15 protein-coding genes are annotated in these 16458 nt (G+C 70.9%); 6 read left to right on the plus strand and 9 right to left on the minus strand.

Annotated features, from left to right (window positions below):
- Positions 1-21 precede the first annotated feature (21 nt).
- Positions 22-888 (plus strand): HhH-GPD family protein, encoded by an 867-nt coding sequence (locus tag AC4NN1_RS04995; RefSeq protein ID WP_311857454.1) that lies wholly within the window; start codon positions 22-24, stop codon positions 886-888.
- Positions 889-909: 21 nt separating this feature from the next.
- Here AC4NN1_RS04995 and rbfA read toward each other — a convergent pair whose 3' ends face one another.
- The 4 genes from rbfA to nusA form a co-directional block, all read right to left on the minus strand.
- Entirely contained in the window at positions 910-1344 is a 435-nt protein-coding gene (rbfA, locus tag AC4NN1_RS05000; RefSeq protein ID WP_018188596.1) for a 30S ribosome-binding factor RbfA, read from the minus strand.
- Positions 1345-1481: 137 nt separating this feature from the next.
- Positions 1482-4211, minus strand: coding sequence for a translation initiation factor IF-2 (gene infB, locus AC4NN1_RS05005; protein WP_181900437.1), 2730 nt, complete (start codon positions 4209-4211; stop codon positions 1482-1484).
- A gap of 92 nt (positions 4212-4303) precedes the next feature.
- Positions 4304-4570 carry a YlxR family protein gene (locus AC4NN1_RS05010; RefSeq protein ID WP_081630818.1) on the minus strand — a complete coding sequence of 89 codons (267 nt, stop codon included), beginning with the start codon at positions 4568-4570 and terminating at the stop codon, positions 4304-4306.
- A 9-nt stretch (positions 4571-4579) separates the two neighbouring features.
- The gene (nusA, locus tag AC4NN1_RS05015; RefSeq protein ID WP_018188598.1) at positions 4580-5569 is read right to left on the minus strand and encodes a transcription termination factor NusA; all 990 of its coding nucleotides are present in this window, start codon (positions 5567-5569) and stop codon (positions 4580-4582) included.
- 119 nt (positions 5570-5688) lie between these two features.
- On the opposite strand from nusA, the gene AC4NN1_RS05020 reads away from it, so the two are divergent.
- Entirely contained in the window at positions 5689-6489 is an 801-nt protein-coding gene (locus AC4NN1_RS05020) for a DUF1206 domain-containing protein (protein ID WP_491954709.1), read from the plus strand.
- A gap of 1 nt (position 6490) precedes the next feature.
- On the opposite strand, the gene AC4NN1_RS05025 is transcribed toward AC4NN1_RS05020, so the two are convergent.
- From AC4NN1_RS05025 to AC4NN1_RS05035, 3 genes are all read right to left on the minus strand, one after another.
- Positions 6491-7354 (minus strand): hypothetical protein, encoded by an 864-nt coding sequence (locus AC4NN1_RS05025; protein ID WP_491954710.1) that lies wholly within the window; start codon positions 7352-7354, stop codon positions 6491-6493.
- A 4-nt stretch (positions 7355-7358) separates the two neighbouring features.
- Positions 7359-8438, minus strand: a complete 1080-nt coding sequence (locus AC4NN1_RS05030; RefSeq protein WP_116228698.1) for an LOG family protein — start codon at positions 8436-8438, stop codon at positions 7359-7361.
- Between the two features lie 72 nt (positions 8439-8510).
- Entirely contained in the window at positions 8511-10304 is a 1794-nt protein-coding gene (locus AC4NN1_RS05035; RefSeq protein WP_363458204.1) for a proline--tRNA ligase, read from the minus strand.
- A gap of 62 nt (positions 10305-10366) precedes the next feature.
- Between AC4NN1_RS05035 and pcp the strand changes: the two genes are divergently transcribed.
- The gene (gene pcp, locus AC4NN1_RS05040; RefSeq protein ID WP_442928111.1) at positions 10367-11002 is read left to right on the plus strand and encodes a pyroglutamyl-peptidase I; all 636 of its coding nucleotides are present in this window, start codon (positions 10367-10369) and stop codon (positions 11000-11002) included.
- Between the two features lie 28 nt (positions 11003-11030).
- Here the strand turns inward: pcp and AC4NN1_RS05045 are convergent, their stop codons facing one another.
- The gene (locus AC4NN1_RS05045) at positions 11031-11864 is read right to left on the minus strand and encodes a hypothetical protein (protein ID WP_020096842.1); all 834 of its coding nucleotides are present in this window, start codon (positions 11862-11864) and stop codon (positions 11031-11033) included.
- Positions 11865-11946: 82 nt separating this feature from the next.
- Between AC4NN1_RS05045 and AC4NN1_RS05050 the strand changes: the two genes are divergently transcribed.
- From AC4NN1_RS05050 to AC4NN1_RS05060, 3 genes are read left to right on the plus strand one after another with little or no spacing between them, the layout of a single operon-like run.
- On the plus strand, positions 11947-13383 hold the full coding sequence (locus tag AC4NN1_RS05050) for an RNB domain-containing ribonuclease (protein WP_491954711.1): 1437 nt from the start codon (positions 11947-11949) through the stop codon (positions 13381-13383).
- A 51-nt stretch (positions 13384-13434) separates the two neighbouring features.
- Positions 13435-14097 carry a GntR family transcriptional regulator gene (locus AC4NN1_RS05055; RefSeq protein ID WP_336124265.1) on the plus strand — a complete coding sequence of 221 codons (663 nt, stop codon included), beginning with the start codon at positions 13435-13437 and terminating at the stop codon, positions 14095-14097.
- On the plus strand, positions 14094-15113 hold the full coding sequence (locus tag AC4NN1_RS05060) for a 1-aminocyclopropane-1-carboxylate deaminase (protein WP_491954712.1): 1020 nt from the start codon (positions 14094-14096) through the stop codon (positions 15111-15113). Before AC4NN1_RS05055 ends, AC4NN1_RS05060 begins: the two co-directional genes overlap by 4 nt.
- A gap of 45 nt (positions 15114-15158) precedes the next feature.
- On the opposite strand, the gene ispG is transcribed toward AC4NN1_RS05060, so the two are convergent.
- On the minus strand, positions 15159-16289 hold the full coding sequence (gene ispG, locus AC4NN1_RS05065; protein WP_018188608.1) for a flavodoxin-dependent (E)-4-hydroxy-3-methylbut-2-enyl-diphosphate synthase: 1131 nt from the start codon (positions 16287-16289) through the stop codon (positions 15159-15161).
- Positions 16290-16458: the final 169 nt, after the last annotated feature.

The following is a 16458-nucleotide window of genomic DNA, read 5'->3' on the forward strand; positions in this document are numbered from 1 at the left end:
CTTCCAGCCTAGGCTGGAGCGGTGCCCGACCTCGCCCCGCCGCTGATCGCGTGGTACCGCGACAACGCCCGGGACCTGCCGTGGCGACGCGAGGGGTTCGGTGCCTGGGGCACGCTCGTGAGCGAGTTCATGCTCCAGCAGACGCCCGTCGCCCGGGTCATCCCCCGCCTCGAGGAGTGGCTCTCGCGCTGGCCGACACCGGCCGACCTCGCCGCCGCTCCCCCGGCCGACGCCGTCCGCCTCTGGGCGAACCTCGGCTACCCCCGCCGCGCCCTCTGGCTGCACCGCGCGGCGACGGAGATCCGCGACCGGCACGACGGGATGGTCCCCCGGGACGTCGATGCCCTGCTCGCGCTCACCGGGATCGGCGACTACACCGCCCGGGCGGTGGCAGTGTTCGCTTTCGGGGACCGGCATCCCGTCGTCGACACGAACACCCGTCGCGTCCTCGCGCGCGCCGTCGAGGGACGCTCGCAGCCGAGACCTCCCGCGAAGGCGGACCTTGCCGCGATGGCCGCGATCCTGCCCGAGGACGACGGCGACGCCGCGGTCGTCAACGCGGCCGCGATGGAGCTCGGCGCCGTCGTGTGCACGGCACGCACCCCGCGATGCGAGGCGTGCCCCCTCGCCGACCTCTGCGCCTGGCGCGCCGCCGGATACCCCGACACGGGCGACGACCGTCGCAAGCAGGCGCGCTACGAGGGCAGCGACCGCCAGGCGCGCGGAGCGGTCCTGAAGGTACTGCGGGATGCCGACGGCCACGTCGCGCCCGCCGCCGCCGTGATCGCCGAATGGCCCGACCCGCAGCAGCGGGACCGGGCCATCGACTCACTCATCGTCGACGGCCTGGTCGAGGCCGTCGACGGGATGCTGCACCTGCCGCGCTAGCGCGCGTCAGCAGAGGACGTCTCAGTCCTCGTCGCCCTCTTCGCGGGGCTTCACGTACGGGTCCTCGTCACCGGCGTACGAGCCGGATGCCGCGATCCCCGCCACCTGTGCGTCGCGCTCACGCGCCTCGCGCAGGAGCTCCTCGATGTGACCCGCATTCTCGGGGAGCGCATCGAGGATGAACTCGAGGGTCGGGGTCAGACGTGTGCCGAGCTGACGCCCGACCTCGCTGCGCAGCATCCCCGTCGCCGCCTTGAGGGCAGCGGCCGAGTCGGTGCGCGCGTCGTCGTCGCCGTAGACCGTGTAGAAGACGGACGCGTGCTGCAGGTCACCCGTCACACGGACGTCGGTGATCGTGACGAATCCGAGCCGCGGGTCGCGCAGCCCCTTCTCGAGGCGCTCCGCGATGAGCACGCGGATGCGGTCCGCCAGCCGTGCCTGCCGTTCTCCGGCCATGTCCTTCTCCTTCTCTACCCGGCCCGCGATACGGCGGGCCGGAAACTGCGGAGGACTCGGATGTCCGTCCGAGGCAATCGGGGCAGGGGCCCCGCTCTTGCCGAGGACGGACATCCGAGTCCGTAGCAACCTGAGGATCAGCCGCGCGGCTTCTCCACCATTTCGGTCGTCTCGATCTCGTCACCGATCTGGATGTCGTTGTACTTGCCGAGACCGATACCGGCCTCGAAGTCCGTACGGACCTCGGTGACGTCGTCCTTGAAGCGGCGCAGCGACTCGATGGCCAGACCGTCGGCGAGCACGACGCCGTCGCGGATGACCCGCGCCTTGGCGTTTCGCGTGATCGTTCCCGAGCGGACGATGACACCGGCGATGTTGCCGAACTTCGAGGAGCGGAACACCTCGCGGATCTCGGCGACACCCGACTGGACCTCTTCGAACTCCGGCTTGAGCATGCCCTGGAGGGACTGCTCGACGTCGTCGATCGCGTTGTAGATGACCGAGTAGAACCGGACGTCCACACCCTCGCGGGCGGCACGCTCGCGGGCCTTCGTGTCGGGGCGGACGTTGAAGCCGATGACGATCGCGTTGTCGATCGTCGCCAGGTTGATGTCCGACTCGGTGACGGCACCCACACCGCGGTGGATGATGCGCAGCTGGACGCTGTCGTCGACCTCGATCTTGAGGAGCGACTCCTCGAGGGCCTCCACGGCACCCGAGACGTCACCCTTGATGATGAGGTTGAGCGACTCGACCTTGCCCTCTTCGAGAGCGCGGGTGAAGTCCTCGAGCGAGATGCGCTTGCGGGCCTTGGCCAGCTGGGCGTTGCGCTCGACCGCTTCACGCTTCTCAGCGATCTGGCGGGCCATGCGGTCCTCTTCGGTGACGATGAACACGTCACCGGCGCGGGGCACGGAGTTCAGACCCTGCACCTGCACGGGACGCGACGGGTAGGCCTCGTCCACGGCATCGCCGTTCTCATCGATCATGGCGCGGACACGGCCGTACGCCGTGCCTGCGACGATCGCGTCGCCGACGTGGAGCGTTCCGGACTGGATCAGCACCGTGGCGACCGAACCGCGACCCTTGTCGAGCTTCGCTTCGATCGCGACACCGCGCGCCGCCTTGTTCGGGTTGGCCGTGAGGTCCAGACCCGCGTCGGCGGTGAGGAGGACGGCATCCAGCAGTGCCTGGATGTTGGTGCCCTGACGAGCCGAGACGTCGACGAACATGACGTCGCCGCCGTACTCCTCGGCGACCAGGCCGTACTCGGTGAGCTGCTGTCGGACCTTCGCGGGGTTCGCGTCGGGCTTGTCGACCTTGTTGACCGCGACCACGATCGGGACGTTCGCCGCCTGAGCGTGGTTCAGCGCCTCGACCGTCTGCGGCATGATGCCGTCGTCGGCCGCGACCACGAGGATCGCGAGGTCGGTCACCTGCGCACCACGGGCACGCATGGCGGTGAACGCCTCGTGACCCGGGGTGTCGATGAAGGTGATCGCACGCTCGATGCCCTCGTGCTCGGTCCAGACCTGGTAGGCACCGATGTGCTGGGTGATGCCACCCGCCTCACCGGCGACGACGTTGGTCTGACGGATCGCGTCGAGCAGTCGCGTCTTACCGTGGTCGACGTGGCCCATGACGGTCACCACGGGAGGACGGATCTCGAGGTCATCCTCGCTCTCCGCCTCCAGCTCGGCCTCGAGGTCGAGACCGAAGCCCTCGAGAAGCTCTTTGTCCTCGTCCTCGGGAGACACCATCTGGATCTTGTAGCCGAGCTCCTCACCGAGGATCTCGAACGTCGCCTCATCCAGCGACTCGGTGGCCGTGGCCATCTCGCCGAGGTTGAAGAGGATCGTCACCAGGGTGCCGGGCTGGACGTTGTACCCGCGCAGGGCCTCGAGCTTGTCGGCGAAGTCCGAGATCGACGCACCGCGACGCAGGCGGATGATCTCGCCGTTGCCCTTGGAGACGTTGACGCCGCCGACGACCGGCGCCGACCGCATCTCGAATTCCTGCCGCTTCGCCCGACGCGACTTACGCTGCTTGGACTTGCCACCACCCTTACCGAAGGCACCTGCGGTACCGCCGCCGGGACCACGGCCACGACCGCCACCGCCGCCGGGACGACCGGCGAAACCGCCGGCGGGAGCACCCGGACGCGCGGCGCCGAAGCCACCGGCGCCGCCGGGACGACCGGGGCCGCCGGGACGCTGCTGGAAGGGTGCGCCGGGACGACCGCCGCCACCGGGACGACCCGCACCGCCGGGACGCGGGGCGCCGGGGCGAGGGGCACCGGGACGCGGAGCCTGGGGACGCGGGATGTTGCCCGGGTTGGGTCGCTGACCCATGCCCTGAGCCGATGCGAACGGGTTGTTACCCGGACGCGGGCCGGCGGGACGCTGGCCCATGCCCTGCGAGCTGGCGAAGGGGTTGTTGCCGGGGCGCGGCGCACCACCCGGACGGGGCGGCTGTGCGCCCGGCTTGCCGGGGGTTGCTGCGGGAGTAGCGGCGCCCGGTGTCGGAGCGCCGGACTCGGCCGCGGCCGGAGCGGGCTTCTCAGCCGCCGGCTCGGCGGGAGCTGCGGGTGCTGCCGGCTCCGGAGCCGGAGCGGGCTTGGGTGCCGACGGGCGCGGTCCGGGCGTTGCGCCGGATGCCGGTGCCTTGGCGGCGGGCTTCGCGGGCGCGGCGGCGGGTGCCTTCACGCCTTCCGCCTCGAGGGCGGCGCGGAGCTTGCGAGCCACGGGGGGCTCGATGGTGGACGAAGGGCTCTTGACGAATTCGCCGAGCTCCTTCAGCTTCGCGAGGGCGACTTTACTGTCGACGCCGAGCTCGGAAGCGATCTCGTGCACGCGTGGTTTTGCCACAATTCTCCTGTCTGGGGCCCGCCCCGGACAGGGCGGACCGTCATTCGCGGACGGGTCTCATTTCGAGCCGTTCACTTTGTGTCCATAGCCGTTCAGCCGTTTCGCTGGAGGGATTCTCTGGTGGTCCGCGCATCCAGCTCCGCTGTGTCCAGCGGAGTGGATGCCCGTAGTGCGCGTCCGAATGCGCGCCGCTTGAGTGCGGTGCTCACGCATCTGTCCGTGTCATGCACCCACGCGCCCCGACCCGGGAGGACGGCCTTCTCGTCGATGACGAGGGCACCGTCCCTGGCCACGATGCGGAGCAACGAGGACCGGGGGGCACGCGCGCGGCATCCCACGCACGTTCGAACAGCTTCCATCCTACCGCGTCAGGACTCGTCGAGAATGCTGTCGGGCTGGATGTCGATCTTCGCGCCGGTCAATTTCGCCGCGAGCCGGGCGTTCTGACCTTCCTTGCCGATCGCGAGGGAGAGCTGGTAGTCGGGGACGAGCGCGCGCACGGCCTTGGTGGCCTGGTCGAGCACGAAGCTCGAGGTCACCTTCGCGGGCGACAGCGCATTCGCGACGAACTTCGGCAGGGTCTCGTCGTAGTCGACGATGTCGATCTTCTCGCCGCCGAGCTCCTCGGTGACGGCGCGCACGCGGCGGCCGAGTTCGCCGATGCAGGCGCCCTTCGCGTTGACGGCCGGGTCGTTGGCCTTGACCGCGATCTTGGTGCGGTGGCCGGCTTCGCGGGCGAGCGAGATGATCTCGACGACGCCCGAGGCGATCTCGGGTACCTCGAGGGCGAAGAGCTTGCGCACGAGCCCCGGATGCGTGCGGGACACGGTGATCTGGGGACCCTTCATGCCCTTCGAGACCGACGTCACGTAGACGCGCAGGCGCGAGCCGTGCGCGTAGCTCTCGCCCGGCACCTGCTCCTCGGGGGGCAGGATCGCCTCGATCGTGCCGAGGTCGACGTGCACCATGCGGGGGTTCGGCCCCTGCTGGACGACGCCGGCGACGATGTCGCCTTCCTTGCCCTTGAACTCGCCGAGCACGGCGTCGTCGGCGATGTCGCGGAGGCGCTGGCTGATGACCTGCTTCGCGGCGAAGGCGGCGATGCGGCCGAAGTCGTCGGGCGTCGATTCCTCTTCGCCGATGATGACGTCGTCCTCATCGCGCAGCGGGATGTACACGGCGACGTGTCCGCTCTTGCGGTCGAGGTGGGCGCGGGCGCCGTCGGGGAGTTCACCGTCGGGAGACGTGTGCTTCGCGTAAGCGGTCAGGATGGCCTGCTCGATGATCCGGATCAGTTCCTCGAACGGAATCTCCCGCTCGCGTTCGACGGTCCGCAGCAGCCCCAGGTCGATGTCCATAGGTGCCTCCCTTTTTCAGTTGCTCAACACGGCGCCGCTCGCACCCGGTGTTCAGGTGCGTCGCGGCATCCCGTCAACGTTACCCGATCCCCCGCGGGGCGACCTGAGAAGATCGAAGGATGACCGATGCCGTGGAGGACGCTGCGCAGAGCGTGCGCCGCTCCCCCATCGCACGGGGACTGGCGCGAGGCGGCTACGCGGCCAACGGCGTCGTCCACCTGCTCTTCGGCGTGATCGTCGTCGTCATCTCCTTCGGCGGGCGCGGCGAGTCCGATCAGGCGGGTGTGTTCCGCGCCATCCTGGACGCCCCGCTGGGCCTGGCGCTCGTCTGGCTGCTCGCCCTGCTGCTCGCCGCGCTGGGCCTGTTCCAGGTGCTGCGCGCCTTCCTCGCGAAGGGGACGAATGCGGCCGCCTGGGGACGGCGATCGTCGGCCGCCGGGCAGGCCGTGGTCTATCTCGCGCTCGCGGCCATCGCCGTCACGGTCGCCCTCGGCGCCCGCCTCGACGGCGACCGGAGTGCACAGCAGGTCGCGCACTGGCTGCTCGAGACCCCCGGAGGGGTGTTCGTCGTGGCGGCGGCGGGCCTCGGGCTCGCCATCGGCGGCCTCGTGTTCGCCTCGATCGGGGTGAGGCGCTCGTTCGACAAGCAGGTCCGCATCCCGCGGGGTCGCATGGGGATCGCCGTCACCGCCACCGGCGTCGTCGGCTACCTCGGCAAGGGCCTGTCCGTCGCGATCGTTGGCGTGCTGCTCATCGTCGCGGCCGTGAAGCAGGAGGCGGCCGCGGCGGGCGGGTTCGACGCCGCCATCGAGGCACTCCTCGAGCAGATGCTCGGCCCGTTCCTCGTCTTCCTCATCGGGTTCGGTCTCGTGGTCTACGCCGCCTTCAGCTTCCTCCGCGCACGCTACGCGAAGCTCTGACTCACCCGCCGAAGTCGCAACGTGCGGCGACCCAGCTGAGGATCCGGCCCCGCTCCTCGTCGGAGACGGGCACGTCGACGACCCCGCTCCTGCCGTCGACCTCGACGTCGAGGGCGAAGACCGTGCCGCGCTTGTCCTCTTGGACCACGTGGGGGTCGCAGCGCTGCGGCTCGATCGGGACCTCGACGAGCGCCGAGCCGTCGGGAACGGCGAATCGTGTCAGCCGGCTTCCGAACTGCAGAAGGGGCGTGGACTGCACCGCGACCACGCGCGCGTCGCCCCCGGTGCCCGTCGGCGTGATCTCCAGAGGGAGGATGCCGAGACCGGATGCCGGGAGCACCGCGTCGCCCCACGACACGCGCAGCGACCCCGCGAGCGCCTTCTCGAGGCAGTCCCGATCGTTCAGGCCGTCGAGGAATCCGAGGGCGTCGGTCAGGATGCCGGTTCGGTCGGCACCGTCGGTGAGGTCGAGCTCCCAGCGACGCTCCGGCGCGCCTCCATCGCAGGTCGATGCGGGCAGGGTGAGAGGGAAATCGAACGAATCCCCCGCGGCGACCCGTCCGCCCTCCACGACAACGACTCCGCTCAGCCGGTCGTCGATGAGGCGGATGCCGGAGATCTCGAGCGCCTGCGGCGAGTCGTTCTCGACGCGCACGGACGCCCGGCGGCGCTGCTCGTCGCCGCGCTGCTGGTGGATCCAGACCTGGATGCCCGGGTCCGACGAGCTCGGCGTCGGCCCTGGCGTCGGCCCGGGTGACGGAGCGGAACAGCCCGACGCCGCACCCCCGAAGGCGATCAGCGCGGCGACGAGCGTCGAGAGCGCAGACAGCCGCGCCCGGTGGTGGGGCCCCGGCGTCCGGCTCATGCGCTCACGATACGGCGTGCGGTTCGATCGGCGGGGTGGCCGGCGGCGCGGATTCGAGCGCGTTGACGGCGCGGATCAGGTGGTGGAGCTCGCCGACGCGGTGCCGGTCGAAGTCCATGAGCAATCGCGGGAGGTCGAGGCGATCGGCGTCCTGCCGCTCACGCCGAAGGGGCGCCGTGCGCTCGATGCGGCCACCGGTGAGCAGGTGCGCGAAACGTGCGGACAGGTCTGCCACCTCGGCATCCGTCGGCTCGGCGCACAGGCGCAGGACGAGTCGCGACCCGATCCAGCGGAGCGAGTCGTAGTTCCGCCAGAAACCCGTGATCTCGGCCTCCGCCGCCGCCACCGAGTCCGTCACCAGGACGCGGTCCAGGTCGTCGGGCGAGATGACGCCGGACGGGATGAGGTGGTCTTCGGCGAAGCGCTCGAGCCCTTGCCAGAACGAGCCGCCCGGAGCGTCGAGGAGGACGATCGGGGTGGGCTCGGCCTTGCCGGTCTGCTGCAGCGTCAGCAGCTCGAAGAGTTCGTCGAGCGTGCCGAACCCGCCCGGGACGCAGACGAACCCGCGGGATTCCTTGACCAGCATGAGCTTGCGGGTGAAGAAGTACTTCATGGCGACGACGCGGTCGGCTTCGGCGATGACCGCGTTCGGCTTCTCCTCGAACGGCAGCCGGATCGAGACGCCGAGGGAGTGATCGGGCCCCGCCCCCTCGGCGGCGGCCTGCATGATGCCCGGTCCCGCCCCCGTCACGACCATCCAGCCGCGGTCGGCCAGCGCGCGTGCGATGTCGGCGGCCGCGCGGTAGAGCGGATCGTTCGGCCGGGTCCGCGCCGATCCGAAGATGGTCACCTTCGGCGACGTGCGATACGGCGCGAACAGCGAGAACGCCGAGCGCATCTCCGACAACGCGGCCGACGCGATCTTCAGATCGAGCCGGTCCGTGCCGTCGACGCCGAGCCCCACGCCCGTGACGAGGATCCGCGCGACGAGGTCGGCATCCTCCTCGACACCCGCATCGGACAGGAGCGTACGGATGGCGTCGGTGACGTCACCGTCGAGGGAGGTGGTGGAACTCGGCGACATGCCTCCAGGCTGTCACGATCCGGCATCCGACGGGTGAACGGCGGGGTTTCCGCCGGTGACGGATGCCGCCGCTCAGGCGGTGAGCGCGGCGACGGCCTCCGCGGCGGCGAGAGTGGTGCGCTCGCCCGAGCGGCGGTCCCAGAGCTCGACCTGCCCCTCGGCGGCGCCGCGGCCGACGATGAGGATCCACGGGACGCCCACGAGTTCGGCGTCGCCGAACTTGACGCCGGGCGAGACCTTGGGCCGGTCGTCGAGGAGGACGTCGCGCCCCGCCGACTCGAGGTCGGCGGCGAGCTTCTCGGCGAGGTCGAAGGCCGCGGCATCCCGCCCCGTGGCGACGACGTGGACGTCGAACGGCGCGATCGACTCGGGCCACATGAGCCCGCGGTCGTCGTTGTTGAGCTCGGCGAGGATCGCGAGGATGCGCGTCACGCCGATGCCGTACGAGCCCATCGTGACGGTGACGAGCTTGCCGTTCTCGTCGAGGACCTTCAGCCCGAGCTTGTCGGCGAAGAAGCGGCCCAGCTGGAAGACGTGGCCGATCTCCATGCCGCGGGCGAGCTCGACCGGGCCGGAGCCGTCGGGGGCGGGGTCGCCGGCGCGGACGTCCGAGACGTCGACGACGCCGTCGGCGGTGAAGTCGCGGCCGTAGACGACGGAGTGCGCGTGCTTCTCGTGCTCGTTGGCCCCCGTCACCCACGCGGTGCCCTCGACGACGCGGGGGTCGACGAGGTAGCGGATGCCGGTGGCCGATTCCTCACCGAGGACCGCACCGTTCGGCGACCAGGGTCCGATGTAGCCCTTCACGAGACCGGGGTGCTTCGCGAAGTCCGCCTCGGTGGCGGCCTCGACGTCTGCGGGCGCGAAGGCGACCTCTGCGCGCTTGTCGTCGATGTCGCGGTCGCCGGGGAGCCCGACGACGACGAGTTCGCGGGTGCCGTCGAGGTGCGTCAGGGCGAGCACGACATTCTTGAGCGTGTGCGCAGCGGTCCACTGCGTCGCACCCTCGGTCGCGGGGCCGGCGATGCCGGGCGCGGGCGCGTCGAGGTGCGCGTTGCTGTGGGTGACGAGGGTCTCGATCGTCGGCGTGCCGGGCGAGTCGAAGACGACAGGGGCACCGCCCGGGATCGGCAGGTTCTCGGGGACGACGGTCGTGAACGCCTCGACGTTCGCGGCGTACCCGCCGGCCGAGCGGACGAAGGTGTCCTCGCCGACGGCAATCGGGTGGAGGAACTCCTCGCTGCGCGCACCGCCCATGAGGCCGTTGTCGGCCGCGACGATGACGTACTCCATGTTCAGACGCGTGAAGATGCGCTCGTACGCGTCGCGCTGCGACTGGTACGAGACGTCCTGGCCCGCGTCGGTGTAGTCGAACGAGTAGGCGTCCTTCATCGTGAACTCGCGACCGCGCAGCAGGCCCGCGCGGGGGCGCGCCTCATCCCGGTACTTGTCCTGGATCTGGTAGATCGTCAGCGGCAGGTCCTTGTACGACGAATAAAGGTCCTTCACGAGGAGGGTGAACATCTCCTCGTGCGTCGGCGCGAGCAGGTAGTCGGCGCCCTTGCGGTCCTGCAGCCGGAAGATGCCGTCGCCGTAGGAGGTCCAGCGCCCGGACTCCTCGTAGGGGTCGCGCGGCAGGAGCGCCGGGAAGTGCACCTCGAACGCTCCCGCGTTCCCCATCTCCTCGCGGATGATCTGCTCGAGCTTCGCCTTCACGCGCAGACCCAGCGGCAGCCACGTGAAGATGCCGGGTGCGGCGCGGCGGATGTAGCCGGCGCGCACCAGCAGGCGGTGGCTGGTGACCTCGGCGTCGGCCGGGTCTTCGCGGAGCGTGCGGAGGAAGTATGTCGAGAGACGGGTGACCACGAGCGTCAAGTCTAGGTGCGCGGAGCCGTCGCGCGTGGCGGCAAGCGGCTTAGCCTGGAGGGATGCCTCCTGTGCTGCTGACTGGATTCGAGCCCTTCGCGGGTGACGGCACCAATCCCTCGGGCGACGCCGTCCGCGCCGTCGGCGAGCGGTGGACCGGGCCGGCGCGCCTCGTCACCGAGGTGCTGCCCGTCACGTTCGACGGTGCGATCGCGCGGCTCGCGGTGCTGCTCGACGAGCATCGACCCGACATCGTCGTCGCCACGGGTCTCGCCGGCGGCCGCACCGCCGTCACCCCTGAGCGGATCGCGGTGAACCTCGCCGACGCCCGCATCCCCGACAACGCCGGATATCGACCGCAGGACGCCGCGGTGGTGGAGGGCGGGCCGGCCGCCTACTTCGCCACGCTCCCGGTGAAGGCGATCAGTGCGGCCCTCGGTGCCGCCGGCATCCCGTCCACCGTGTCGCACTCGGCAGGCACGTTCGTCTGCAACGCGACGATGTACGCCGCGCTGCATGCGACCGCCGGGACGCCGACGCGCGCCGGGTTCGTCCACGTTCCGTGGGCCGCCGGTACGGGTCCCGTCGGCGCGTCAGCCCTGCCGTTCGAGCAGATCGTGGACGCCGTCGAGATCGCCGTCCGCGTCTGCCTCGACACGGACGGCGACATCAGCGCCGCCGGCGGCGACCTGTCCTGACCGGGGAGTCTGATGCGACGGGGCGACCTCAGCGGCCGAACAGGTCACCGAGGCCCGGCAGATCGAACCCGCCGAGGTTCTCCCCGAACCCCGCGACCTGATCGCCGACGCCCGCGATCTGCTCGCCGACACCGCTGACGGCGCCCTCGGCGAGCGCATCGACGTCGAGGCCCTGGGCGAGCGCGTCGAAGTCCACGCCCATGCCCGCAGCCTGGGCCAGAAGCGGGCCGGCGACGGACGTCACGATGGCTCCGCCGGCGACCGCGCCGAGGATCCCGACACCGGCACCCAGGGCGGCGCCGCCGGCGACGCGGGATGCGCCCCCGCCGCGGCTCGCCCGCGACAGCAACCCGGTCATCAGCCCCGGCCGTGAGGCCTCTCCGCGCGCCGCCGCGCGGGCGAGATCGGCCGGAGCCGCGGAGCGGGGTCGTTCGTGGGTCGGCAGTTCCGCCACCATCCGCGCCTGGACCTGCGCGCGCTGATCGGGAGTCAGCCTCGCGAAGGCCTCCTGGTGGATCTGCTCGATCTGCGCGGGATCGGCGGTCTGCATGAGGTAGTCGTAGCGAGCGATCGCCCGACGATCGGCGTCCGTGGCCGGGTGGGCGGATGCCTGCCCGCGGGATGCGGGCGGAGGCGTGAGCGACGCCGACGAGGGGCCCGGCGTCGCTGCCGGTGCGCCGGCAGCGGGGGTGGCGGGTGCAGGAGCCCGCCCGTCGCCCGTCAACGCATCGGCGGCCGAGCGGACGATCCCGCGCCAGTCGCCCGTGCGGGAAGAACTCGGCGAGCCCGACGGCCCGGTGCCACCGGGTTTCGCGTCGAGCGCTTTCGTGGCCATGCCGATCAGTCGGGAGAGCTTGCTCATGCCGCCGACGGTATGCGCCCGCGTTATGGAGCGCCTGGACAGGACCGACGAGTCCGCTGACCGGTCGTCCTACACTGACGGCGTGCCCATCCGTCGCGCGCGTCTCGTCTCCCCCGCCCAGTCGGACCTCCGCGACGCGCTCGCGGCCCTCCGCGTCGAGTTCGACCTCCCCGCGGACTTCCCCGCAGACGTGCAAGCCGAGGCCGAGCACGCCGCCCGCACCGTCCCCGTCGATCCTGCGGCCGCAGGGCTGGCGGACCTCCGCGGCATCCCGTTCCTCACGATCGATCCGGAGGGCTCGACCGACCTCGACCAGGCGCTGCACCTCGAGCGGACCGCCGACGGCGGCGGCATCCTGCACTACGCCATCGCCGACGTCCCCGCCTTCGTGCCCTTGGGCGGGGCGGTCGACGCGGAGGCCCGCCGTCGCGGCCAGACGATCTACGCACCCGACGGGAGGATCCCGCTGCACCCCGCCGTCCTCAGTGAGGATGCCGCCTCGCTCCTGCCGGACCGCGACCGCCGCGCCTACGTGTGGCGCTTCGAGCTGGATGCCGGAGCCCGCCCCACCTCGACGTCGCTGACCCGCGCGGTCGTCCGCTCCCGCGCCCAGTGGTCCTACGTCGATGCGCAGGCCGCGCTCGAGAAGGGCGGCGCGCCCGATTCGATCCGACACCTCGTCTGGTTCGGCGAGGAACGCGCCCGCCGGGAGATCGAGCGGGGCGGAGCGAGCCTCAGCCTCCCCGAGATCCGCGTCGTGACGACGCCGCAGGGATACGCACTCGAGGCCGACGAGGGCGTGCCCCTCGAAGACGCCAACGCGCAGGTGTCACTCCTGACCGGCATGGCCGCCGCTGAGATCATGATCAGCGGCGGGGTGGGCATCATCCGCACGATGCCCCCGGCATCCGACGACGACGTCGCGGCCTTCCGGGCGCAGACGATCGGCTTCGGCCTGCCGTGGCGGGAGGCCGTGCCGTACGGCGACTACCTCCGCGACCTGCCTCGGACGCCCGTGGGGCGTGCGGTCCGGGAGCACGCCGCCGCTCTGTTCCGCGGCGCCGGATACGCGGTCTTCGACGGCGACCTTCCCGAGCTGACGACGCAGGCCGCGATCGCCGCGCCGTACGCGCACGTCACCGCGCCGCTGCGACGGCTCGTCGACCGATGGGCGCTCCTCGTCTGCGATGCCCTCGCCAACGGCCGGCCCGTTCCGGATGACGTCCGCTCCTCGCTGCCGGACCTCCCCGAGACGATGGAGCGGTCCGAACGCGTCGCATCCCAGGTGGATGCTGCGGCGATCGAGCGCGTCGCCGCAGCAGTCCTCACGGGTCGCGAGGGCGAGGAGTTCGACGCTGTCGTCCTGCGGCAGCGGGAAGGCGGGGCGCGCGTGGCGCTCACCCTGCCGCCGCTCGAGACCGTCGTCGCCGACGTGGACGCGGAGCCCGGCGACGTGGTCCGCGTCCGCCTCGTCGCCACGGACGTCGCCCGGGGGAAGAGCGAGTTCGTCTCCGTCTGAGCACAGCGCCCCGATTTGCGCGAGCCTGCCTCCTCGTGTGCAATATATTGCATGCCGGTTCCCGCCACCTCCCTCCCTCCCCGCGGTCTCCTCCGCGATGACGTCCGCACCAAGCTGCGCGACGCGATCGTCGACGGCACGCTCGCCCCCGGCGAGCAGCTGCGCGATGCGGAACTCTCCGCCTGGCTCGGGGTATCACGGACCCCCGTCCGCGAGGCGCTCCTCGACCTCGCCCGCTCGGGTCTCGTCCTCGCTCAACCCGGTCGCTCCACGATCGTCGCTCCGATCGATGGGCGCGCCGAACGCGATGCCGCCTCGGTCGTCGCCGCGATGCACCGCATCGCGGTCGTCGAGTCGACACCGCTCCTCACCGACGACGACATCGATCGGATGCGGCGGGCCAACGAGGCGTTCGTGGCCGCCCACGCCGCCGGGGACACCGCCGCAGCCCTGCGCGCCGATCACGACTTCCACGCGGTCGCCGTCGATCGGGCCGGCAACGAGGCAGTCCGCACCGTGCTGGCCCTCTACGGTCCGGTGCTCGAGCGCGCCGAGCGTCTGCGCTTCTCGTCGGATGACGCGGATGCCTCGGCGGCGCGCCACGCCGAGCTCATCCGGCACTGCGCCGCCCGTGACGCCCAGGCCGCGGCATCCGTCGCCGAAGGCCTCTGGCTCGACCTGCTGACCGACACCACACCCCAGGAGCCCGCATGATCCTCGACCAGTTCCCCCGGCATCCGCTCACCTTCGGGCCGAGCCCCATCCACCCGCTGAAGCGGTTGACCCAGCACCTCGGCGGCGCGCAGGTCTGGGCCAAACGCGAAGACGTCTCGAGCGGGCTGGCCTTCGGCGGGAACAAGACGCGCAAGCTCGAGTACATCGTCCCGGACGTGCTCGCGAGCGGTGCCGACACGATCGTGTCGATCGGCGGCTACCAGTCGAACCACACCCGCCAGGTCGCGGCCGTGGCCGCCCACCTCGGCCTCAAGGCACGGCTCGTGCAGGAGAAGTGGGTCCCGTGGGACGAGCCGGTGAACGACAAGGTCGGCAACATCCTGCTCTCCCGCATGATGGGCGCGGACTCCCGCCTCGACGACGCCGGCTTCGACATCGGCATCCGCGATTCGTGGAAGCAGGCCCTGCAGGAGGTGGAGGATGCCGGTGGCACCCCCTACCCGATCCCCGCCGGTGCGTCCGAGCACCGTCTGGGCGGTCTCGGGTTCGCGAACTGGGCGTTCGAGGTCGCCGAGCAGGAGAAACAGTTCGGCGTCTTCTTCGACACGATCGTCGTCTGCACCGTGACGGGGTCCACCCACGCGGGCATGATCACCGGCTTCGCCGCGCTCGAAGAGCTGACCGGCGTGAAGCGGCGCGTCATCGGGATCGATGCGTCCGCCACGCTGCAGAAGACGCGCGATCAGGTTGCGCGCATCGCCCGGAACACGGCGGAGCTGATCGAGCTCGGCCGCGACCTGCGCGACGACGAGATCCAGGTGCTGGAGGGTTGGGCGGGCGACCTGTACGGCATCCCGGTCGACTCCACGATGTCGGCGATGGCGCTCGGCGCGCAGCTCGAAGCGATGATCACCGACCCGGTCTACGAGGGCAAGTCGCTCGCCGGACTCATCGACCTCGTCCAGAGCGGCGACATCCCGAAGGACTCGACGGTCCTGTACGCGCACCTCGGCGGGCAACCCGCGATCAACGCGTACCACTCCCTCTGGAGCTGACGAGAAGCGGATGCCGGGGGCCCGGCCCTCGGCATCCGTGTCGTGTCAGGAGGTGACGACCTGCGCTGTCCCGAGCGGCGCGTCCGGACCCATCTCGTCGGCGAGACGGTTGGCCTCGGCGATGAGGGTCGCGACGATGTCCTCCTCGGGGACGGTCTTCACGACCTCGCCCTTGACGAAGATCTGGCCCTTGCCGTTGCCCGAGGCAACGCCGAGGTCGGCGTCGCGCGCCTCACCGGGACCGTTGACGACGCAGCCCATGACCGCCACGCGCAACGGCACCGTCATGTCCTTGAGACCCTCGGTGACGTTGTCGGCGAGCGTGTAGACGTCGACCTGGGCGCGTCCGCAGGACGGGCACGAGACGATCTCGAGCTTGCGCTCGCGGAGGTTCAGCGACTGCAGGATCTGGTGGCCGACCTTGACCTCTTCGGCGGGCGGCGCCGACAGCGAGACGCGGATCGTGTCGCCGATGCCCTCGCCGAGCAGGATGCCGAACGCCGTCGCGCTCTTGATCGTCCCCTGGAAGGCGGGGCCTGCCTCGGTCACGCCGAGGTGCAGGGGCCAGTCGCCCCGCTCCGCGAGCATCCGGTAGGCCTTCACCATGACGACCGGATCGTTGTGCTTGACCGAGATCTTGAAGTCGTGGAAGTCGTGCTCCTCGAAGAGGGATGCCTCCCACACGGCGCTCTCGACGAGGGCTTCCGCCGTCGCCTTGCCGTACTTGTCGAGGATCCGCTTGTCGAGCGACCCGGCGTTGACGCCGATGCGGAGCGAGACGCCGGCGGCCTTGGCCGCGGCGGCGATCTGGCCGACGTTGCCGTCGAACTCGCGGATGTTGCCGGGGTTCACGCGCACGGCGCCGCAACCGGCGTCGATGGCGGTGTAGATGTAGCGCGGCTGGAAGTGGATGTCGGCGATCACGGGGATCTGGCTCTTCATCGCGATGATCTTCAGCGCGTCGGCGTCGGCCTGGTGCGGCACGGCGACGCGGACGATCTCGCAACCGGACGCCGTGAGCTCGGCGATCTGCTGGAGGGTCGCGTTGATGTTGGTCGTGGGCGTCGTCGTCATGGACTGGACGCTGACGGGCGCGTCGCCACCGACGAGGACCTTGCCGACCCTGATCTGACGGCTCTTGCGACGAGGCGCGAGGACCTCCGGCACGCGGGGCATCCCGATGTTGACAGCTGGCACGTCTCCAGCCTAAGCCGCCGGAGACCGCTCGGCACGGAAGGAGACCCCCAGGATGCCGCCAAAGCCGCCTGTGGTAGGTTCACCCCATGTTCGTGAACCGCACGTGGTGGCGCTCCGCCTGAGGCGGACGCTGCGAGCATCCCGACGA

The sequence above is a fragment of the Microbacterium sp. MDV22-iso44 genome, assembly GCF_058629135.1.

Coding starts and splice junctions, on each gene's coding strand:
- ispG (WP_018188608.1), bottom strand. CDS start 16,289: ATGCCCCGCGTGCCGGAGGTCCTCGCGCCTCGTCGCAAGAGCCGTCAG.
- AC4NN1_RS05060 (WP_491954712.1), top strand. CDS start 14,094: ATGATCCTCGACCAGTTCCCCCGGCATCCGCTCACCTTCGGGCCGAGC.
- AC4NN1_RS05030 (WP_116228698.1), bottom strand. CDS start 8,438: ATGTCGCCGAGTTCCACCACCTCCCTCGACGGTGACGTCACCGACGCC.
- AC4NN1_RS05055 (WP_336124265.1), top strand. CDS start 13,435: ATGCCGGTTCCCGCCACCTCCCTCCCTCCCCGCGGTCTCCTCCGCGAT.
- AC4NN1_RS05010 (WP_081630818.1), bottom strand. CDS start 4,570: ATGGAAGCTGTTCGAACGTGCGTGGGATGCCGCGCGCGTGCCCCCCGG.
- AC4NN1_RS05045 (WP_020096842.1), bottom strand. CDS start 11,864: ATGAGCAAGCTCTCCCGACTGATCGGCATGGCCACGAAAGCGCTCGAC.
- nusA (WP_018188598.1), bottom strand. CDS start 5,569: ATGGACATCGACCTGGGGCTGCTGCGGACCGTCGAACGCGAGCGGGAG.
- pcp (WP_442928111.1), top strand. CDS start 10,367: ATGCCTCCTGTGCTGCTGACTGGATTCGAGCCCTTCGCGGGTGACGGC.
- AC4NN1_RS05020 (WP_491954709.1), top strand. CDS start 5,689: ATGACCGATGCCGTGGAGGACGCTGCGCAGAGCGTGCGCCGCTCCCCC.
- AC4NN1_RS05025 (WP_491954710.1), bottom strand. CDS start 7,354: ATGAGCCGGACGCCGGGGCCCCACCACCGGGCGCGGCTGTCTGCGCTC.
- rbfA (WP_018188596.1), bottom strand. CDS start 1,344: ATGGCCGGAGAACGGCAGGCACGGCTGGCGGACCGCATCCGCGTGCTC.